Here is a 20,547-nt window from a genome sequence, read left to right as displayed (position 1 = left end):
CATAAGGCCGGGCAATGCGTTCCGGCGAGAAGATGGGGCGTTTTTCGGAAAAAGCAACGAAAGTGTACAGAGGCGATGGTCTGTAAAACATTTTGCCCCGTGCCTTTCTGTTTTAATCCCGGCCGCCAGTTTGTGGGGCATCTTCCCCGCCCAGCACCCGGCTGAATGCGGCAGAAACTTTTTCATATTCTTCGTCCGAATGGAGGGCGTCCAGGTCGCCTTCTTCGTCTGTTTTCAAGAAAAACACATCTAAGTCCCGGCCTGTCTGTTCCTCTAAATCTTCAACAAAAGAAACGGCGGCATATTCTGTTCCTTCCAGCGACAATACGCCGATGATTTCCACTTCCTGCTCATGCCCGTTTTCCGTAATTGTAAACACTTCACCCTGTTCAATATTTGCCATCGGGTCTCCTCCTTCGCTTCTTGTTCGGTATTGTATACAAAAACGGAAAAAACATGCCGAAAAAATACGCTTATGATCGCAGCCGACTATCGGAAAGGAGTGTTTATATATGGATAAAAAAGACATGGAAGAAAAAATCATTCAGCAATACAAAATGGATGAGAAAATGATGGCACTCATTTTTGCCCAGTGGTGCGTGAACAATGGGCTTGATCCGGAAGAACTTTACAGCAGGGCATATCCGCAACAAGAAAAAAATGGCTTGCTGGAAGAAGCGCTTGCCCTAACGGTACCGAAAGAAGAAGCGGGAGAAATCAGCACCGGGACTGTATTGAATGTATTATCCTTATTTGGCAATGACGATTTGGCTTTCGTTGTGTCGGAAGAAAACGCCAAGTTAAAACGGTGAGTCCAGAAACAAACCTGCGTGGAGACGACCCATAATGGTGTTTTTTCAATTCCGGAAATGACAAAATCACCCCTTGGATGCCCAAGGGGTGATCATTATAAGGAATCGCGTATCGCCTTTTTAAATCCTTCGACAGAGAGCAGGGCAAATACCGAATAAAACAACGTATATAGGCCCATCACGATCAGCATCGGTGTCCACAGTTCGGACCCGAAAAAGAACCAGCCGGATTTTACTGCAAAGTAGCTGTGCGCAAGACCGAGCAAAAGTGGAATGCCGAAATTGTAAAGCTGCTTGATCCGGATCCCTGTTGTTAAATCCTGCATGGTAAAGCCAAGCTTGCGCAAAATGGTGTAGGCCGGTTTTTCTTCTTCGCTTTCTTCCATTTGTTTGAAATACAAAATGCAGCCGGATGTGACCAGGAAAGTGAGTCCAAGAAATCCGACAATAAACATCATAACCCCCATGTTTTCTTTTTGCATTTTGATGATTTCAGGACTGGAGTAGGCAAAGGAATCCGAAGGGAAATGCAGACTTTGGAACAACCGGTTTGCTTTGCCAAGATCTTCATCCTTTTTCAGATTGATGCCGGTAAAAAGATTCGAGTCCAATTGAATTTTTGGGTCCGTATCCTTTTTTAACGCCTGGAATAATGCATCATCCGTTACCAGAACGGGCATGCTGCCTGAAAAATAATTGGAAAGAACCTGGTCTTTTCGAAGGGCAACGGTGCGCAGTCTGGCTGTTTTCCGCTTGCCCGTTAAGTCAATCATCCCTTCCGATTTCATCGGCATAAATCTGGCTAAAGCATCGGAATAGCCGGAAAAAACCGCCTGCCCGGGTTTTACATCCATTCCTTTTACTGCCGCATCGCTTACGACCGCTATCGGTACAGCTTTGGAGTCGAACTTCAGATCTTTTGACTTTTTATCGAACAGGCTGCTTAAATCGGCTGTAACCCTTACGACTTCAATTTCTTCTTTTTCATAGGCGATGTTGTTTTCATTTAAACGTTCTGTAAATTGTTTTGCCTCATTCGTCTTGATAAATGAAAAGTCCGCAGCTGTCATATTATGGGCTGTTTCTTCAGCAGAATAAAAGGTAATGTAGCTTAATGACAATAAGCCGATCGCAAGCGCCGACACGGTTGTGATAATGGTCAGCAGCACTGCGTTCGAACGGATCCGGAACATGATGGCGGATAGTGACATGACATCCCGGATATTCAGATACCCGCCTTTCTTTTTCCGGATAAGGTAAAAGACAAACCGGACAGAAGTCTTATAAAATAGATAGGTCCCGAAAATAACAAGGGCTAAAATGCTAATCATTGCCGTATACAGAGCACGCACTGTTACAAAGTCTCCATTGAACAATTCTGATGAAATATAGTATCCTGCCCCGATGCATACAAATCCGATGACCCCGAGCAGCAATCCCGCTTTGGAGATTCGTCCGGCCCGGTCTTCCGTGGAGGAAACGGTACGGAAAAGGGAAAGGATCGTCTGCCGTTTGATAAAGATGCTGTTGATCAGCAGGACCAGGATGAAAATAATGGTAAAGACAAGGAGCGTCTGCCCGAAAGCCTTCATCGAAAAATAAAGGGAAACCTTTGTTTCCACTTGAATGATCCGGAGCAGCAGCATCATCAGCAGCTTGGATGCCGCAAACCCGAAAAAGATGCCGGCAAAGAGTGAGCCGTAGTAGAGCAAAAAATTCTCCGTCCCTAAAATCCGGAACACTTCTTTTTTCGTCATGCCGACAAGCTGGAAAAGCCCGATTTCCTTGCTCCGCCTTTTCATAAACAAATGGTTGGCATAAAAGAGAAACACCGCCACAATGACGATCAGCAAAACCGACGCCACCTTCAGCGCGGCCAGCCCTTTTACGGAAGATTTTACTTCGACGAGAGAAGGGGCGTATTGCAGTGTCACAAACGCAAAGTATAATGCAGCACTGAAGGCGAGTGCGAAAATATACAGCGCATAATGCGGAAGGTTCTTTTTAAAATTGCGGTAAATCAAACCGTTAATCGTCATGCTGCACACCTCCCAGCACGGCCTGTGTTTTCAGGATGGCCTGATAGAAATCCTGTCTTGATTCGGTGCCTTTATGCAGTTGCGAATAAATCTGCCCGTCTTTAATGAAAATGACCCTGCCCGAATAGCTGGCTGCGGCCGCATCATGGGTGACCATTAAGATGGTTGCTTTTCTTTTTTCGTTCAGGCGGCTTAATTTATTCAAAAGGTCGGATGCCGACTTTGAATCGAGCGCACCTGTTGGTTCGTCGGCAAAAATAAGACCCGGTTCATGGACAAACGCCCGCGCTGCCGATGTCCGCTGCTTCTGCCCGCCGGATATTTCATTCGGATACTTGTCCTGAATATCCATAATGCCAAGTTCTTCCGCAACCGCATGGAATTTTTCGTCCGCCTCGCGTTTTGAAACTTTTTTCACAGACAGCGGCAGCAATATATTTTCCTTCACCGTTAACGTATCAAGCAAATGGTATTCCTGGAAAATAAAGCCTAAATGCCTTTTCCGGAACTCCGCCAGCTGCTTGTCTTTCATTTTCGTCAACGCCTTGCCTTCGATTTCAATGGAACCGCGGCTGGGCCGGTCAATAGAGGATAAAACATTTAACAATGTCGTTTTTCCGGAACCTGACGGCCCCATAATGCTCGTGAATTCTCCTTTTTCAACATTTAAATCAATCCCTTTTAAAACTTCTTGTTTGTTCCACTTGTTGCCGTACGTTTTATAAACATTTTTTGCTTCAAGGATCATGATTGGCTCCCCCTTTCTGATATGATTTCATTATAGAAAAGCCGGCATGTTTCTTCCTTCGTTTCAGCTAACAATACAGAAAAGCATATGACAGTTTTGTCACATGCCTGTAATTTGCTGCAAGCTATTTCTTTCCGGGAAGATGAGCGTAAAGGTCGAACCGGCGCCGGGAACCGACTGGACAGTAAGCAGGATATTTAATTTTTCTGCCGCCCTTTTGGCAAGATACAGGCCGAGGCCGGTTGCCCCCCTGTTTTGGCTGCGGTCAGAAGAGGTGAAGCCCTTTTCAAAAATGCGCGGCAAATCTTTCGGGTCAATGCCGCGCCCCTTGTCTGCCACCGATAATTGGAAGCGGCCGTCTGCTATTTTTCCGGAAATGGAGATGTCTGTCCCGCAACTGTACTGGACCGCATTTACCAGCAATTGCCGGAGGATAAACGACAGCCATTTTGCATCTGTAACCATTGCCGGAACCCCCGGTGAGACGTCAAAACCGATGCCTTTTTGAATGCACCATGGCTGAATCGCTTTGATTTCCTGGAAGATCAGGCGTTTCAGGTCAACATTTTCCATATAAACGTCATTTTCCATATTGCCGATCCGTTTTTCATGAAGCTGTTTGTCAAGCAGGTGGTGGATGCGCAGCCATTCATAATTGAGCGACACTTTTGCTTCTTCATCTTGAAGCCGGTCAATGATGAGCTGCATGGCGGTCATCGGCGTTTTGACCTCATGTACCCATGCTGTTAATTCATCTTGTTCTTCTTGCACCGCGGACGCGTTCCGGTCGGTTTCCGCCCGTAGATGTTCCGCCTGCGCTTGTACGGCCTGATGCACGATCTGTTCAAAAGGGGTTCTGGGGCGGGTGATCTCGCTCGTATCAAGATCCCCATCCCATTCTGAAAGGCTTTGATAAAATTTCACTTCTTTCCGGGCGCGGAAGAAAAGGAAAAGAAGAAAAGCAATCGTTTCTAAAAAAACGATATAAAGAACGGATGAAAGCGCGATTTGCGGATCAAGCCATGCAATGAAAAGCAGCATCAGCTGGCAGGCGGCAAAAAATATTACCCAGCTTTTTCGTTCAACAAGAAATATCCGGATCATAGGCCGGCATCCTTTTCAAGCGCCATATAGCCTTGGCCCACTTTTGTTTCGATACAGTCACCGAGCCCGATCGTGGAAAGTTTTTTCCGCAGGCGGTTGACGTTCACGGTCAATGTATTATCGCTCACAAACCTTTCATCGTCCCATAAACATTCGATCAGATGCGTGCGGCTCACAATCCGGTTTTTCATGTCCACCAATATTTTTAAAATAAACATTTCGTTTTTTGACAGTTCAATGCATCCATGTTCATTTTCGACCGTGTTTTTCTGCAAATCGATTGTGGCCCCGCACCATGTTTTTAAAACCGTCTGCTCGCTCGTGTAGGCATATACCCGACGCAAAATAGCCTGGATTTTGGCGATTAACACGTCGATATGAAAAGGCTTTTGCACATAATCGTCCGCGCCGAGCTGCATCGCCATCACCATATCTGTCGGATGGTCGCGGGAAGAAAGGAAAAGGATTGGGACATGGGAGTGCGCGCGAATTTGTCGGCACCAGTGGAACCCGTCAAATTTCGGTAGCTGGATGTCAATGACTACCAGATCAGGCCGGAATTCCGCAAATTCCTCCATCACCTGTCCAAAATCGCGGATCCCCGCAACTTCAAATGACCACTGCGAAAGTCTTTCTTTCACTTCACGAAACAGCGTCACATCGTCTTCAATGATTAGAATTTTTATCAACCGGACCACTCTTTCTATTTTTGCTACCCTCCATTTTACAAGAAAAGGCGAAAGCAGGCTACATTAACCATCAACGAGAAAGCGCGGCATACTTCCTTTTGCTGCGCTTTTTCCTTATCACTTCTTTTAGAAAGCAAACCAATGCTCTTCCAAATCACAGAAAAAGGAACGCAATGCCCGAAAGCGCTAAAATATATGAATGATAATCCCAGATGCGTGCAATCAGAATGCTTATCGAGAACCCGAAAAGAATAAATTGGTACCTGTAGAAAGGACGTTTTTCGTTGGAGAAACGCGGGAGATGCGTCAATTGGCTGATGGACGCTATGCAGTACAGCTGTTAAAATCAACTTAAATGAAAATTTTGAGGATGTACAAATATAAAAATTTTGGTTTATTTTCCAAGGAAGATGGGTAGATAATATTGCTTTTTAATAGAATGAAAGTAGAAAGGTAATTTTTTTCGCGGATTTATGTACTGTTTGCAGCGGGCTAAATGCTGGTATTGTTGAGGTGAGAACATGAAGTTTAAAAGAAGCGTAATAATCATGATGATGCTGTTTTTGTTAGGAAGTTGTAGCTTGATGCCGAATAAAGCGGATGAAAAAAAGCAGGCGGAAGCATCAGAGTACATGCCGGTACAAGATTACACGGGGCAAGGTTATTCGTTTGATAATGGAGAAGAGACAGGGAAATTTGCCAATCAGCACCGGAAACAAATCGTTGAAAAGGTTAAGCAATATTTTAGACAAAAATACCATCTGGATATTACTGTCCATCAGATCTACGGGGCAACTGACGCGGCAGTAGTTTTTGTTGAATCCAAAAAAGATCCGAAATTTCACACCTCTGTCATCGTTGGAATTGATTTGGAAAACAAAAAGATTGGCAATGTAGGCGCCTATGAGGGCTCGGTTGAAGGGGCAATTACATCAGGTTTGTACGTCATGGCATATGAAAAGGAATTTCAAAGACTGGATGATTTTTGTACGGCGATTACGAAAGAATACCCGGTTATTGGCAGGACAAAGGAAGCTGTGGATCATACAGTTGATTCCGGTTATGCTACGCCATATTATTATTTAAATACGACGCATTTAGAGTTTTTAAAGGCTTACAAATCTTTTCTAAATAACCCAAAAACCACTGGTCAGAATCTAAAAAAGCAGATAGAAGATCAAAAATTCGTTCCTGACAATATGATAATAGAATTAACATTTTATATGCGAAAAAAACATGAGCACCCTGATAAAACGCTTGTAAATAAGATAAAAGATGAATTGAAAAAACAAAAAGATTTTCCGCCGGGTGAATATTCAATATCCGTAAATAGTAATGATATTTTAATGCGGACTGGAACCGAAAAGGATTATGAAGATTCAGATACAAAAAACAATGATGTGATTATTGAACCAAATGGGGAAGTGGCGAAATGAAAAAACGTATTTCTGATCAGGATTTGATTAAATTGAGCGGATTCCATATATGTGACCATCCTCAAAAGATAAATAAATTTCGTTCGTATATCTATTGTTAAACAAACTAACTATAATCATTCATCTTCCGGTCCTGATGCAATGGTAGTCGGATACAACGCCAGGCATTTTAGATCAGTTTTTCTAAAAAGGAAAATTACTTTTGTTTGGAGTGTAAATAATGACTTTTAAAAGAAGCGGAATGGTCGTGATGCTGCTGTTTTTATTAGGGGGGTGTAGCTTAATGCCGCATAAAGGGGATGAAAAAAAGCGGGCGGAAGCATCAGAGTACATGCCGGTACAGGATTACACGGGGCAAGGTTATTCGTTTGATAACGGAGAAGAGACAGGGAAATTTGCGAATCAGCACCGGAAACAAATCGTTCAAAGGGTCAAGCAATATTTTATCCAAAAATACCATCTGGATATCACCGTCCATCATATATACGGCGCAACTGACGCGGCAGTTGTATTTGTTGAATCCAAAAAAGATCCGAAATTTCATACCTCTGTCATCGTTGGAATTGATTTGGAAAACAAAAAGATTGGCGATGTGGGCGCCTATGAGGGCTCTGTTGAAGGGGCAATTACAACAGGTTTGTATGTCATGGCATATGAAAAGGAATTTCAAAAGCTGGATGCATTTTGTACGGCGATTGCGAGAGAATACCCGGTTATTGGTAGGACCAAAGAAGCTGTGGATCATACTGCCAGCACTGGTTTCACCACCCCATATTACTACACAAGTACGTCGGATTTAATATTTCCAGAAGCCTATCATGCCTTTCTGCTATACATTTAATAAAGCAAACACCATTCGATAAGGAGGGAATGATGATTACGCTCACATTTTTTATGGAGAAAAAACATAGTCTCCCAGATAAATCAATAGCCAAAGAAGTGATTAATAAATTAAAAAAATCAAATGGGTTACCACCGGGGAATTATGGTGTTTATATCAAAAGTAACGAAATATTAAAAAGAACAGGAACGGCGAAAAAGCAGGAAGGTACGACATCAGGGATAGATGATATCATCTTGGAACCTAGTAAATGAGGTGTGGTTAATGAGCATTTTAAAACAAAATGATAATACTTCTGATCGAGATCTTATTAAATTGTGTGGTTTTAATGTTTATCAACATCCTGAAGATCGTGCACTACTAAAAATCAATAGGAAATTGTACCATGTCCGGTATACTTACTTTAACCGTGCATCTTCCGGCCTCGATGCAATGGTCGTCGAAAATAAGGCAACAGGCGAAATTTCCCTCATTTATGAAGGCACACAAAAAGAAAAACGTAACCAAGATGTGCTGACAGATGGGGATTTGGTATTATCGGATGCAACGCCCCAGCAGTTTAAAGATGCCGATCAATTTTTTCGTAAAATGAAAAAGAAGTACGGCCGTATTGATCATGTTGCCGGCAATTCATTAGGCGGTGCGCTGGCAAACTATGTTGCTGTAAAAGAAGGCGTTCATTCCGTCACGCTCGATCCGGCCATATTGCCACCAGAGGTTACCGATGACATGAAAGGCAAAAAGACGAAGAAACTCCGGATCACCAATTACTGTGGTTCCTATGATCCTTTAACGTTACTGGAAAAAGCGGCTGGTTTGGAAAACCGCCTTCCAGGTGAAAAAGTAAAACTTGATTTTGGCATTAGCTGGTTTAAATGGTTTGCAAACAATCACACCGGTTATATCGAGGATAAAAACACCGGCATGCCCGTGGAAAAAGTGACAATCGGCCAAAAAGGCACTGTCTCTTACGGAAAAATCCGGTTCAGCGCCGATGCTTGGGTTCCGGCAAGTGTCTGGACAGGGGAAACGTTAACAGCAGAAAGCGCAGGAAAGGGGCAAAAAATTGATATTGATACGGAACATATCGGACAACTCGCTCAAGTATTGGAATCGCGCATCCTCGCAGCATGCGAAGAATCTTTTCAATATTTGAAGAAATCGATTGACATCGTGGAGACAGAGGGGAGCAGACTTGATAACAGAAAAACAAATCTCCAGCATGCCTTTGACGCAATCATGGTAGAACATCAAGTACTGAAAGAAATCTTGCATATTAGTGAAAAATGGTTGGCCGAAAAGGCCGTAGTGGCAGTCTCGCCCGATATATCCCGATTTTTAAAATTAAAGGACGCGGTTCATATCCCGCTTGCTGATCAGATGTTTGCAGCAGTTGAAGCAGCGGCAGCCCGCCTCGCAGGCCCTTTGCTGGAAATTCCTTATACCATTGAAAAAATCATACATGCAATTGATAAAATGAAAGAAGCACTTACAAATTTAAAATACAATCACCTGCCGCTCATATTTTGGGGCATTGACAATGGCTTTCTTGATGGCATTGTCGATGAACTGAAAGCGCATTACCGGGTGATTGAGACGAATAACAAAAATGTCCGCCGGGATGTTTCCCTTTTTCTTACACACACGAAAGATGTAAAAATGGGGATGGAAAAAATAGATAGAGAAATCGGAGAAGCCATGCAAATGGGATCGGGAAATGCCCAGGTTGCGGCAACAGTTTCTGCATCGCCAGCTGAAAAAATAAATTGTATTGATTCACCATATTTAAAATCGGGAATGGCAATTCGACGTAACCAGCTTAACAAAAGCTTTCAAAAATTTGCCGACCGGTTTACAGCATTTATGGAACCGCTCATTGCCGCATCACTGAATGAGGTATACAAATTGGAAGCATTGCTTTGTGAAGTAGATTTACTTGTGAAAGCATTAAAATGGGAAATGGCCATCATTCGTATCCCGTTTACAAATGTAGACAATCTTATCCGTTCTGAATTTTCCGCTTTAGATCATTTTCTCCGGGAGAAAATGGATACGGTTCAACATCTGCAAAAATTGTTTTTGACTTTAATGAAAGAAATGCCTGATATTCTAGATGCATTAAAACCGTATATTGAAACCGCGATTTTTAACGGCACACAGTATGAAGCTGTTATTCTTTACAACAAAGCGGCTTTAGCCGTTTTGGAAGCCATGAAACTGGAGTTTGCCGACATTGCGTACCAGCTTCAAGAAAACGAATCACTTGCCATTTCTGAACTGGGAAAGCATGCTGCCAATGTCAACCATAACATTAGCACTTTAATGGAGCAAGTAAAGATGGGGACTTTAATTTAATAATTCGAACAATTCGCATCCGTTATCATTTTATAAAGACAAAAAAGAGATAATCCTGAATTACGAAAGTAAAATAAAAAGGTGCCCTGAATCTCTCATATAAGGGAGGGGAGGGCACCTTTAAGTTGAATGATATCACCTCTGTCTTAAAAATCAATTATGCGTTCCATTTAGGGAAGAGTGTCAATTTTAGCAGGCTGCTCCCGATTTTGCAGTTTCTGGAAAGTATGAAGATTAAACAGACTTTCCAGGATTTTGACTGCTTGAAAAAATACAATGCCAAATATTCTTTAAGCAAAATCTTTGTATACCTGTGATTGACTGGCTGGCCAATTGTTTCCGGCTGTTTCATTTCCAGACTTTGCAGGATAATCCTTTTCTCACGTCCTTTATAGACGGAACCTGTCGGCGCGATACGCTTTTAAATAAGGACCTGTTATAGCTGAAAAAGATGGAGGGTGCCGATCTTGAATTCAAAACACGCACGATGGATCTGATGGAACCCTTTTTGGATTTTGTTTCAGAATCATATGTTGACATATCGTTATTTTTCGATATAATGATTTGTATGGAACTCATTGAAGTCTTTAAAGCCTTATCCAATGAATCAAGATTGCAAATTTTACAATGGCTGAAAGAACCGGATCGTCATTTTACGCCCCACGAAGGGATTGATATGAATACTACAGGGGTATGTGTTAGTCAAATAACAGATAAATTGAAAATGACGCAATCCACAGCATCTCAATACCTTTCCATACTGCAACGAGCTGGGTTAATTACGGCAGAACGTATTGGTAAATATACTTACTACAAAAGAGATGAAGAAGCCATAAAAAAAATTGCCACTCTCTTTGAAAAGAATATTTAAGGAAATGAAACTGAATCCTAATTATGAATTCAGTTTCATTTCCTTAAACATATCGACATATCACGATATGTGTTTTTGTCGATACAAAACGTTCAACCCTGATATATTTTGATGATGAAGGAGTGATTTATTTTGTCAAACACTGGTAAGATCTATATCTTAGCGATCGTAAGTTTTTTAGTTGGAACTTCACAGTATATCATTTCCGGAATTTTGGATAATATTTCGGAATCATTAGGCATTACTCTCGCAGCAGCTGGTCAGTTAATAACCATTTTTTCGCTTGTATATGCTATTTTCACACCTGTATTAATGGCTATCACCTCCAGAATGGATAAACGTAAGTTAATGATATATTCACTTGGTCTATTTGTTATTGGAAATATTCTTGCATTCATCCTTCCTGGTTATGGATTCTTTATTGTCTCAAGGATTATTATGGCCTTTGGTGCAGGAATGGTTGTAGTGACAGCCTTAACGATTGCGGAGAAAATTGCTCCAAAAGGGAAGAAAGCTAGCGCCATTGCCACTGTCATTATGGGATTGACAGCATCATTAATCATTGGCGTTCCACTTGGAAGAATGACGAGTGAGGTACTGGGTTGGAAGGCTGTTTTTGGAGGGATTGCCTTACTTGGATTAGTTGCGATGGTTATTATTTCGCTTACCATTCCAAAAATTCAGGTGGAAAAATTGACACCTTTAAATCAGCAACTCGCTTTATTAAAAAAACCAAAAGTGGTACTCGGATTAGCCATCACTTTTTTCTGGCTTGGCGGATATTCCATTGTTTATACCTACTTATCCCCTTACCTGCTAAATATTTCAGGTGTAAGTGACAAATTGCTTAGCGGCGTTCTCCTTATATTTGGTATTGCCAGTCTAGTTGGATCAAAGTTTGGCGGATTTAGTACCGATCGGTGGGGTGTGCGGTTCACACTCATTGGTGGCATGATCTTACATATCACCATGCTCGTTCTGTTATCAATCGTTACCCACTCTTACGTGGGCGTGTTGGTCATATTAATATTATGGTCCTTTGCAGCATGGTCTACTGGCCCGACTCAACAATATCACCTAGCTACAATAGAGCCGGAATCATCTAGTGTATTGCTCGGTCTCAATCAATCAATGATGCAGTTGGCCATGGCGGCAGGGGCAGGCATTGGGGGTATCTTTGTAGAGAGAATTTCCCTCACTTCCATTACCTGGTTAGCCGCTTTAGGCGTTACAATTGCAATTGGATTAACAATATTGACTTCACGTTCTCCTTCTAAAAAGACCTCAGTCGACTGCAACGTCGTGAAGTCGCAATAAATTGTTAGAATCGTACCTTGTTGTCAAATTAGTGAATTGAAAGTTCAAAGCAAGGAACGAATACCAAGTAAGAATTCCTGCACATGCTCAGATTGTAGACAAATAGGGGTTCAGAACTTGTCCCTAAGTTCTGAACCCCATTATGATGCTCATCTTCAAACTCGTAAATAGAATATAAAAAATATACTAAAATAACAAATTTTAGGTTTTGTTCGCTCATCCAAGTGTATTGCCCCTTATAAATGGGTACAAGAAATTATCCGGCAAGCATAATCACGTAACGATGACGGAGGGATAATGTATGAGTGAACAAATCCGAAATGGTCAAAAACCGGCAAAGGGGATTGCCCCAAATGTGGAACCCGATGCCTTATACAATGATAAAAGAAAAGTTTTCCTCTTTGGTTCCCCAAGCTACACAAATATCGGGGACCAGGCCATTGCCTATGCAGAGGAAAAATTTATCCGTAACCATTTTCCTTATTACGAATACATCGAAATAATGGATTATGCGACGGATGAGGGAATTGATTTTGTGAAAAAGATCATTGGGAAAGAGGACATCGTCTGCTTTACGGGCGGCGGTAATCTCGGCAGTCTCTACCTGGACATTGAAGAAGACCGTCGAAAAGTAATCTCGGCTTTTAAAGATTATAAAACCATCTCTATGCCGCAATCCGTTTATTTTGAACCTACCGAAAAAGGACAGCGGGAGAAAAGGAAATCGCAGGAAGCCTATGGCAGTAATCCAAATCTCACCATATGTGTCCGCGAATCACAAAGCCTGGAATTCGTCAAGGAGACCTTCAACGCAAATGTATTGTACACCCCGGATATGGTTCTGTCGTTAAAAATTGAACCGCAGGATCTAAAAAGGGATGGCGTGCTTTTTGTATTAAGGGCGGATAAAGAAAAAGTGACAGATGAAAATTTTGTCTCCGAACTCATGGAAAGAGCTGCGAACATCGGGCCTGTTGACCGCACGGATACCGTTTTATCGGAAGTGGACACGATCGATTATGCGGACAGGGAAACCTATTTTATGAAAATGCTGCACCGGATCGGCTCGCGCAAACTTGTCATTACCGACCGGTTGCACGCGATGATTTTTTCAATTATCACCAGAACGCCGTGCCTCGTATTCGGCAATAGCTACGGGAAAGCTAAACATTCCTATACCGACTGGCTTTCCGGATTGAATTTTATCCAGTATACGGACAAGCAGGATCCGGATGAACTGGAACCGTTGATTGCCCGCTTGCTCCAGACGGAACCGAATGAAATAGATTTGTCGGAAGATTTCCAGGTACTGCGGGATTATTTTAAATCTTAAAATGGTGCACGTCTATCCGATGTCGGCCGTATTAAACCCACTTTTATGTTCAGCTTGTATCCGCCGGGCTTTTTTAACAAGGCGTGCATGTTTACCACTTGCCTGCAAATAGTAAAACAAGGGCGCAAAATTAGGCGGGGCAGCCTGACGCGCGGTCCCGGCTGAACGTGAATCAACAACAAAGGAGAATGCACATGAAGAAAAAAGATCGATTTTTGGAAGGCGCGAAAGTCACGAAAGACAATCAAATATTCGGGACACCGAACAGCAAAGCAAAAGATGGAACTGGAAACTCACCGAACGATGATGTAAGAGAAAGAAACAACCGGTAGCGGGCCCGATGCACTGTTTAAAAAGACTGCTCCTCTTTGGGGACAGTCTTTTTTAAAAACAAATAAAAAAAGGAATGTTTAAATTATTCTATGATAATAAAATACTTGTTCCTTGTATATAAACAATTGTATTTCGGGTAAAAACATATTACAATGAAAAAGTAATTTGTTATAAAGACTGACAATGCTATTTTTCTATTTTTTAAGCATGTTTGAAAAAAACAGCGGGAGTGAATGGCGTGGAAGAAAGAGAGTTAAACAGAGGCTTGCATGCGCGGCATATTCAAATGATTGCGATTGGCGGTACAATCGGTGTCGGGTTGTTTATGGGGTCTGCCAGCACCATTAAGTGGACAGGGCCGTCCGTGTTGCTGGCGTATGCGATTGCCGGGATTTTTATCTTTTTTATTATGCGTGCAATGGGAGAAATGCTCTACGTTGAGCCAAGCACGGGCTCCTTTGCCACATTCGGCCATCAGTACATTCATCCGCTCGCAGGTTTTCTCACAGCCTGGAGCAACTGGTTCCAGTGGGTGATTGTCGGTATGTCGGAAATCATTGCCGTTGGATCTTACATGCAATTTTGGTTTCCGCACTTGCCGGCATGGATTCCGGGGCTTGTAGCCATGGTGATCCTCGGAACGGCCAACCTCGTATCTGTAAAATCGTTTGGCGAGTTTGAGTTCTGGTTTGCGATGATTAAAGTGGTAACGATTATTTTTATGATTATAGCCGGGCTTGCCATCATTTTATTCGGGATCGGCAACGGGGGGCATGCCGTCGGGTTTTCCAATCTGTGGGAGCATGGCGGTTTCTTTACCGGCGGGCTGAAAGGTTTCTTCTTTGCCTTATCTTTGGTCGTAGCAGCCTACCAGGGTGTTGAACTGATCGGCATTACGGCAGGCGAAGCAAAAAACCCCAGCCATACATTGAAAAATGCGATCCAAAATATCATTTGGCGCATATTGATCTTCTATATTGGCGCCATTTTCGTCATTGTTACGCTTTATCCGTGGAATGAACTTGATTCCATCGGCAGCCCGTTTGTGGCGACTTTTGCAAAAATCGGCATTACGGCCGCAGCCGGCATCATTAATTTTGTTGTCGTTACCGCCGCATTATCCGGTTGCAACAGCGGTATCTACAGTGCCGGCCGGATGCTGTATACGCTCGGCGTGAACGGCCAGGCACCGAAAATTTTCACGAAAGTATCAAGCAATGGCGTTCCACTTTTAGGTACAATCGGTGTTCTTGTCGGCCTTGTGATTGGTGTAGTGTTAAGCTATATCGCACCGAAAAATCTGTTCGTATATGTATACAGTGCAAGCGTCCTGCCGGGGATGGTGCCATGGTTTGTCATTTTAATCAGTCAGATCCGGTTTAGAAAGATGAAAAAGGCTGAAATGAAAAACCATCCGTTTAAAATGCCGTTTGCACCGGTTTCCAACTATGTAACCATTGCATTTTTAATCGCTGTCCTGATCGGCATGTGGTTTAATGATGAAACAAGGATGTCACTTGTTGCGGGCATTGTCTTTCTTGGCCTTGTCACGGTCTGTTACTTTGTTTTCGGCATTGGCCGTGCAAGTTCAAAAAATGCGAAAGTGCAAGCATCCAAAGGGAAAAAGATACTGGATCACCCCCAATCATGAACAAAAATAGCGTGCGAATGGAGCACGCTATTTTTGTTCATTTACGATGGCCCCGGCTTTCTTCTTCAACCGTTCAAGCACATGATCCAGTTCGTCCGGCTGCAGAAATTCAACGGGGGAAAACCCTTTTTCAAAGAGGATGGATTCAGACTCGACGATCGTGACATACCGGTCTCCGATTTTGGCGAGATGGACCGTTTCGCCAAAATCGGAAAGGAGGGCATTCACCGAAATATGGTCCAGTTTCATTCGCAAATCGGCCTCCGGGGCAGTTTCGACAATCTGGGCCGCGGCTTCGATAACCTGTTCCGCCGGCAATCGTTCCTGTAACGTCCGCTTGGGGCTTGCTTCCCAAATCTCAAGTTCTTTTTCGAATTGCTCGTATTCGATGCTGTCTTCATGCAGCACTTCCTGAAAATGTTCTTCCACCATCGTCTTCACTTGCGCTTTCATGATTTCCGGCATCGATTCGCCGTATTCCACATACTTTAAAAATTCTTCGAAATAACGGGCGTGAGATGCCTGGTGAATTTTCAGCTCTGATTCTTCAATCATGCCTTCTTCCGGCATATGCGGATACTGGATGGATTTCATGCCTTTTGTGGTAATCGCCATTTCCACTTTTTTCAACAATGTGGATTCATCGGCAATCGTGGCGACTTTCGGTTCGAAATCGCATTTCAACAAAAAAACAAACGGTTCATCGAAGTATTTCCGCATCGTTGCATTTGCGATCAGAAACGCGCCGTCCCTGACAGCATTGGTGTCCAGATAGGCGGCGAGAAAGGCTTCGCTTGCTTTTTGAAACTCACCAATCGTGCCGGCCATACGCGCACGGTTAAACAAATTGAAGTTCGGGTTGGAGTCAAGGCCGTAGCCCGGTTCCACAATAAAGCGGCCGATTTTCGTCGGTACTTGTTCGGACTTCGGATGCTTATCCACTTTCCTTTTTACGATTTTTTCAAGTTCGCCATCGAGAAAGTCTTTTACGTTACTTATCTCATAATTTTCGCGATCTAAAGTTTGAAAGTGCCTGAACTGTTTTCTCGTTTGTTCGCCTTCCCCGTCTGTCTGGATGACATAGAAGGAAAGGAAATTGATGTTAAAATCCAATCGTTTCACCCGGTTTCTCTTTTTTCACTGAGCACTATTTTACTTGAAAAAACGGGTTTCCACAATGTGCTTGCTGGACGCGGATGATTTGCGGGATTAAAATGGATAGGAAAACGGATTTTTGAAAAAAGAGGTGGAGATTTGCAAACCTTTTTACATATTCTGCTTTTAAGTACGGTTGAACTTTTCAACCTGCTTGGAACGATCATTGTGGTCGGGTTTGTGCTCGGTTTTTTGGAAAAGCGGGCAACGGCCTTCATTTACCACGTTTTCGGGTGGAAGGGGATTGCGGTGACGGCATGGCTCGGTACGCCGGTCCATGAATTTAGCCATGCCTTGATGTGCGGCATTTTTAGGCATGAAATTGTCGAGATCAAATGGCTCCAGCTGAAAAGCGGTGATGGCACGCTTGGGTATGTAAGCCACCAATACAACCCGGACAGCGTTTACCAAAAAATCGGAAATTTTTTCATTGGAACTGCCCCGGTGTATATCGGCATTTTGATTTTGTCGCTAGGCATGTATGTGCTATTGCCGGATACATACCGGCCGTTCATGCAGGCAATCAGGGCAGGTCTTCATCCGTATTCCGGCCTCGAAAGTTTCTTTGCATTTTTTGGCCATTCCATCGGCGCACTCGCTAGTCATCTTTTTTCAATCGAAAACTTAATGAACCCCCGTTTTTGGATTTTTGCTATTGCCGGCATTTGCATTTCCGCGCATATTTCGTTGAGCACCGCGGATTTAAAAGGGGCATGGAACGGCTGCCTGTCAATTTTTGGTTTTCTTGTTTTCCTGAATGTGGCCGGTTTTCTCTTCGGATTCCGGACAAACGGCCTGATTGCGCGCATCTCGGCTTATAATTTATATATTTTAGCGTTTTCGGGCATTGCGTTCCTGTTTTCTCTTGTTTGGATGAGCATTGGGTTGCTTTCTGTATGGGCAAAAAAGATCCGATAACGAAAAAGCGTGGCATGCTTCCTTTTGCCGCGCTTTTTCCGTTACCCCTCGTGCACACGCAGTTTTCTTCTTGAAGGTTGTAAAAGGAACATCGATGCCTCGAATCATCTCTTTTTTGATAGGCTTCATTTTCGTAGTTGAATGACGCTTAAATGCCCGAAGTAATTGCAACCAAAAGAAAGCTGTTAATCAAAATACTCAACACAATGAGGATGATGGTTAGAATCGGAACAAATTTCAAGTGTTTCGATGATTTGGATTTAGCCAGTTTTATATATCCAATGAACAGATAGATAATACTCACGATTGCCAATATATAAGGTATCGAAAAGGAAATAATCGGATTGTGTATGATCGTAAGTAGGTCTTGTACACCTGCTGATAAAAAAAACGAAAACAAGGAAAAAATCAATGAAACCACAAAGAAATTCGTCTTTTTTGATGACAAAATGATCACCTCTATTCGACTCTACAGTTATACTCCATTATATACCATTACAATAAATAAGGGCTTGCTGAACGAATCCAATTTTGACTTTGTCTCAATATATAGAAGAATGGTGTATCTGTGAAAATGCGTCAAGCTGCCTTCTCTATACATTGAATCAGCTTTCGAGTGCAAGCTTTTTCTGGATTCCATTGAAAACGATATCCAGTGGGTGAAAGAAAAAGCTGGAAAGGCGGAATCAGATGCTTAGAGAAAAAGGCCAGGCGTATGACACCCCTGACCTCATCCGTAAAATAAAATTTGACAAAGAAAAGCAGCATTTGGATGCATAATACATTAGTAAGTTGTATGCTTTGATGACGGGGTCTCAAAAGCCGTTACCTTCCTCTATTTTATACCGCCCGGGCACGCGCAGTTTTTAAGCTGAGGAGAAAGAAAAATGCGCTCACTGCAACTAAAACAGCTGACAGGATAAGAAAACGGGCTGTTGACATGCCGCTTGCGAACACAACGCCGAGCACGACCGATGACAGGATCGAGCCTAAATACCGGCATGTTTGGAAAAGGCCGGAGCTTGTGCCAACCATGGCTTCAGGCGATTCGTTCAGCATTGCCGCCTGCAGCGCAACATTGCCGATCCCGTAACCGATACCGAGGATAAACAGGATCACACCCATCAGCCAGACCGAGGCATGGATAAAGAAAACGGCCATGAAAACGGCGCCGGCAATCATAGTCAAAGCACTGATCCGGATCGGTCCGGCGGTTCCGGCACGGTCAATCCATTTACCCGAAACGAGGGAAATGAGGATGCTTGCGCCGGACATAAAGAGCATCATGAACCCGCTTGTGTGCACGCTGAAATGAAGCCCGTCCTGGTAGAAGCTCGGCAGTCCGAAGAATAAGCAGTAATTAAATAAATTCAGCACGATGAATTGCAAATACACAACAGAAAGGGAACGGTGCTTGGATAAAAAGCGGACATCAATAAACGGGCGGCCTGTTCTGGCTTCATAGATCACAAATAGGACAAGCAGCACAATGCCTGCCACACCCGTCCAAATATGGACAGCCGACTCCAGTTCCAACAGAAAATACAGAAGCAGTACAAGCCCGGCCGCAAATAAGAAAATGCCGGTCCAGTCGAGCTCGTGCACAACATCTTTGAAAGAAGCATGTCTGTTCTCCGGATCTTTCGGGAAGATAAACCAGCCAAGTAGAAAACTAATCACGATAAAAGGGAAGTTCACGAGAAAAATCGACGGCCAGCCGCCAATCCCGATTAAAATTCCGCCGGCAGTCGGTCCGAGCGCCGTCATGGCAGACGCAAAAATGGACAAAACAGCAAGCGCAGAGGCTTGGTTTTCATGAATATGGGTACGAATCAGTGCGACACCGGACGGATAAATAGCACTGGAACCGATCGATTGGAAAAGCCGCATGAGCAGCAGCACGAAAAAGGCCGGGGCAAGCGGCGCACCGATTGCCGAAACGGCAACAAGCAAAAGCCCTGCAAGAAACATTTTTTTGCGCCCGATCATATCGCCGATTTTTCCGGTCACAGGCTGGGCGACCGCGCTTGCCAAATAAAAGGATGAAATGAGCCACGACACAGTTGAAAAACTCAAATGGAAATCTTTTTGAATGCTGTGAAGGGCGAGCGAGATCATCGATGAATTCAGCGGGTTCAGCATCGTACCAGATGCAATGGCTGTTAAAAAAACCGTTCTTTTCGATAAAGGCATCACAATCCTCCTCGCTTCAGATGAAAGCCTTCTTTCTAGAGCATATCTTTTACCTTGTCTTCCACGTCCATTCAAAACAGAAGTATCATACAACAAATATTTCGGGGGTGCAAATATTATGTCAGTGAAGGTCCGCTTTTCTAAGCCCGCCTTTTTCGTGCAGCTGAAACAAGCCATCCTGAGTGCTCTCCCAAGCCGCAAAACCAGCCAAAACTGCCGGAAAGCACCTGCTTAGTAAACTTGAACCCCAGCAATGAAACAAAAGCGGTTTGTCCTGTAAGAATGCTTCAACCCTTTACGTGAAGCATTCCAGTTTGCGATTTCCGTTTTTTCTGTCATAATAAAGAAACAAAAACAAGAAGAATTGAGGTAGGAACATGAACGTTAAAATCAATCGGAATGCCGCAAAAATGTTTAAAAAAATATTGGAGGAGGAAGATGCGGAAGGAAAAATGATCCGCGTCTTTGTGACCGAGATGCACGGCGACCATGCCCATTACGACATCACGCTGGATACACCGGGAGAACATGATGAAATTGTCAAAACGGATAAGGGCATTGATATTTTACTTGATTCACGCGAGCCGTATTTGGACGGCATCTGGATCCAGTATTTTTACGTGCCGCAGGAAGAATTCGTCATTACAAACCCGAGGATTGAACGCGAACACGGTCATCACCATCATCATTGATTTTTTTTATGTTGAAAGGCAGTGCTTTTTAAATTGGCCAGCCATCAGGCGATGCACATT

Annotated in this window: 19 protein-coding genes and 1 pseudogene; 13 read left to right on the top strand and 7 right to left on the bottom strand. The window is 43.3% G+C overall.

The features are described 5' to 3' along the window. Positions 1 to 112: 112 nt before the first annotated feature. Positions 113 to 403, bottom strand: coding sequence for a DUF1292 domain-containing protein (locus BCOA_RS33650; RefSeq protein ID WP_014098390.1), 291 nt, complete (start codon positions 401 to 403; stop codon positions 113 to 115). Positions 404 to 512: 109 nt separating this feature from the next. Here BCOA_RS33650 and BCOA_RS33645 point away from each other — a divergent pair, with 109 nt between their 5' ends. Further along, the gene (locus BCOA_RS33645; protein ID WP_014098389.1) at positions 513 to 812 is read left to right on the top strand and encodes a hypothetical protein; all 300 of its coding nucleotides are present in this window, start codon (positions 513 to 515) and stop codon (positions 810 to 812) included. Positions 813 to 907: 95 nt separating this feature from the next. Here BCOA_RS33645 and BCOA_RS33640 read toward each other — a convergent pair whose 3' ends face one another. From BCOA_RS33640 to BCOA_RS33625, 4 genes are all read right to left on the bottom strand, one after another. Beyond that, positions 908 to 2,851, bottom strand: coding sequence for an ABC transporter permease (locus BCOA_RS33640; RefSeq protein ID WP_014098388.1), 1,944 nt, complete (start codon positions 2,849 to 2,851; stop codon positions 908 to 910). Then, positions 2,841 to 3,602 (bottom strand): ABC transporter ATP-binding protein, encoded by a 762-nt coding sequence (locus BCOA_RS33635; protein WP_088775938.1) that lies wholly within the window; start codon positions 3,600 to 3,602, stop codon positions 2,841 to 2,843. Before BCOA_RS33635 ends, BCOA_RS33640 begins: the two co-directional genes overlap by 11 nt. A 96-nt stretch (positions 3,603 to 3,698) precedes the next feature. Beyond that, positions 3,699 to 4,703, bottom strand: a complete 1,005-nt coding sequence (locus BCOA_RS33630; RefSeq protein ID WP_014098386.1) for a sensor histidine kinase — start codon at positions 4,701 to 4,703, stop codon at positions 3,699 to 3,701. Beyond that, on the bottom strand, positions 4,700 to 5,392 hold the full coding sequence (locus BCOA_RS33625) for a response regulator transcription factor (protein WP_014098385.1): 693 nt from the start codon (positions 5,390 to 5,392) through the stop codon (positions 4,700 to 4,702). Before BCOA_RS33625 ends, BCOA_RS33630 begins: the two co-directional genes overlap by 4 nt. A 521-nt stretch (positions 5,393 to 5,913) precedes the next feature. Between BCOA_RS33625 and BCOA_RS33620 the strand changes: the two genes are divergently transcribed. The 10 genes and pseudogenes from BCOA_RS33620 (at position 5,914) to BCOA_RS33580 (ending at position 15,529) form a co-directional block, all read left to right on the top strand. After that, the gene (locus BCOA_RS33620; RefSeq protein WP_014098384.1) at positions 5,914 to 6,828 is read left to right on the top strand and encodes a DUF1672 domain-containing protein; all 915 of its coding nucleotides are present in this window, start codon (positions 5,914 to 5,916) and stop codon (positions 6,826 to 6,828) included. Positions 6,829 to 7,048: 220 nt separating this feature from the next. Then, positions 7,049 to 7,669: a DUF1672 family protein gene (locus BCOA_RS33615; protein ID WP_014098383.1), complete on the top strand. Its 621-nt coding sequence runs from the start codon at positions 7,049 to 7,051 to the stop codon at positions 7,667 to 7,669. A 32-nt stretch (positions 7,670 to 7,701) separates the two neighbouring features. Then, entirely contained in the window at positions 7,702 to 7,923 is a 222-nt protein-coding gene (locus BCOA_RS33610; RefSeq protein WP_014098382.1) for a hypothetical protein, read from the top strand. A gap of 10 nt (positions 7,924 to 7,933) precedes the next feature. Continuing rightward, complete coding sequence (locus BCOA_RS33605) at positions 7,934 to 10,024, top strand: SA1320 family protein (protein ID WP_014098381.1); 2,091 nt, start codon at positions 7,934 to 7,936, stop codon at positions 10,022 to 10,024. Between the two features lie 125 nt (positions 10,025 to 10,149). Then, positions 10,150 to 10,538: pseudogene (locus tag BCOA_RS35760) on the top strand (IS1380 family transposase); the annotation flags it as partial. Between the two features lie 54 nt (positions 10,539 to 10,592). Continuing rightward, on the top strand, positions 10,593 to 10,895 hold the full coding sequence (locus BCOA_RS33595) for an ArsR/SmtB family transcription factor (protein WP_026104548.1): 303 nt from the start codon (positions 10,593 to 10,595) through the stop codon (positions 10,893 to 10,895). A gap of 132 nt (positions 10,896 to 11,027) precedes the next feature. After that, complete coding sequence (locus tag BCOA_RS33590; RefSeq protein WP_014098378.1) at positions 11,028 to 12,212, top strand: MFS transporter; 1,185 nt, start codon at positions 11,028 to 11,030, stop codon at positions 12,210 to 12,212. 301 nt (positions 12,213 to 12,513) lie between these two features. Then, on the top strand, positions 12,514 to 13,545 hold the full coding sequence (locus BCOA_RS33585) for a polysaccharide pyruvyl transferase family protein (RefSeq protein WP_014098377.1): 1,032 nt from the start codon (positions 12,514 to 12,516) through the stop codon (positions 13,543 to 13,545). 194 nt (positions 13,546 to 13,739) lie between these two features. Beyond that, positions 13,740 to 13,877: a hypothetical protein gene (locus BCOA_RS35425; RefSeq protein WP_014098376.1), complete on the top strand. Its 138-nt coding sequence runs from the start codon at positions 13,740 to 13,742 to the stop codon at positions 13,875 to 13,877. A gap of 287 nt (positions 13,878 to 14,164) precedes the next feature. Continuing rightward, positions 14,165 to 15,529: an amino acid permease gene (locus BCOA_RS33580; RefSeq protein ID WP_199772173.1), complete on the top strand. Its 1,365-nt coding sequence runs from the start codon at positions 14,165 to 14,167 to the stop codon at positions 15,527 to 15,529. Positions 15,530 to 15,556: 27 nt separating this feature from the next. Here BCOA_RS33580 and BCOA_RS33575 read toward each other — a convergent pair whose 3' ends face one another. Then, on the bottom strand, positions 15,557 to 16,642 hold the full coding sequence (locus tag BCOA_RS33575; protein ID WP_026104549.1) for a DUF3900 domain-containing protein: 1,086 nt from the start codon (positions 16,640 to 16,642) through the stop codon (positions 15,557 to 15,559). A 141-nt stretch (positions 16,643 to 16,783) separates the two neighbouring features. On the opposite strand from BCOA_RS33575, the gene BCOA_RS33570 reads away from it, so the two are divergent. Continuing rightward, complete coding sequence (locus BCOA_RS33570) at positions 16,784 to 17,602, top strand: hypothetical protein (RefSeq protein WP_014098373.1); 819 nt, start codon at positions 16,784 to 16,786, stop codon at positions 17,600 to 17,602. Between the two features lie 840 nt (positions 17,603 to 18,442). Here the strand turns inward: BCOA_RS33570 and BCOA_RS33560 are convergent. Continuing rightward, positions 18,443 to 19,795: an MFS transporter gene (locus BCOA_RS33560; protein ID WP_014098371.1), complete on the bottom strand. Its 1,353-nt coding sequence runs from the start codon at positions 19,793 to 19,795 to the stop codon at positions 18,443 to 18,445. 377 nt (positions 19,796 to 20,172) lie between these two features. On the opposite strand from BCOA_RS33560, the gene BCOA_RS33555 reads away from it, so the two are divergent. After that, entirely contained in the window at positions 20,173 to 20,487 is a 315-nt protein-coding gene (locus BCOA_RS33555) for a heme biosynthesis protein HemY (protein WP_013859293.1), read from the top strand. Positions 20,488 to 20,547: the final 60 nt, after the last annotated feature.

The sequence above is a fragment of the Heyndrickxia coagulans 36D1 genome, from assembly GCF_000169195.2.
GTDB classification, from domain to species: domain Bacteria; phylum Bacillota; class Bacilli; order Bacillales; family Bacillaceae_C; genus Weizmannia; species Weizmannia faecalis.
This window is presented reverse-complemented; position numbering and strand designations above follow the sequence as displayed.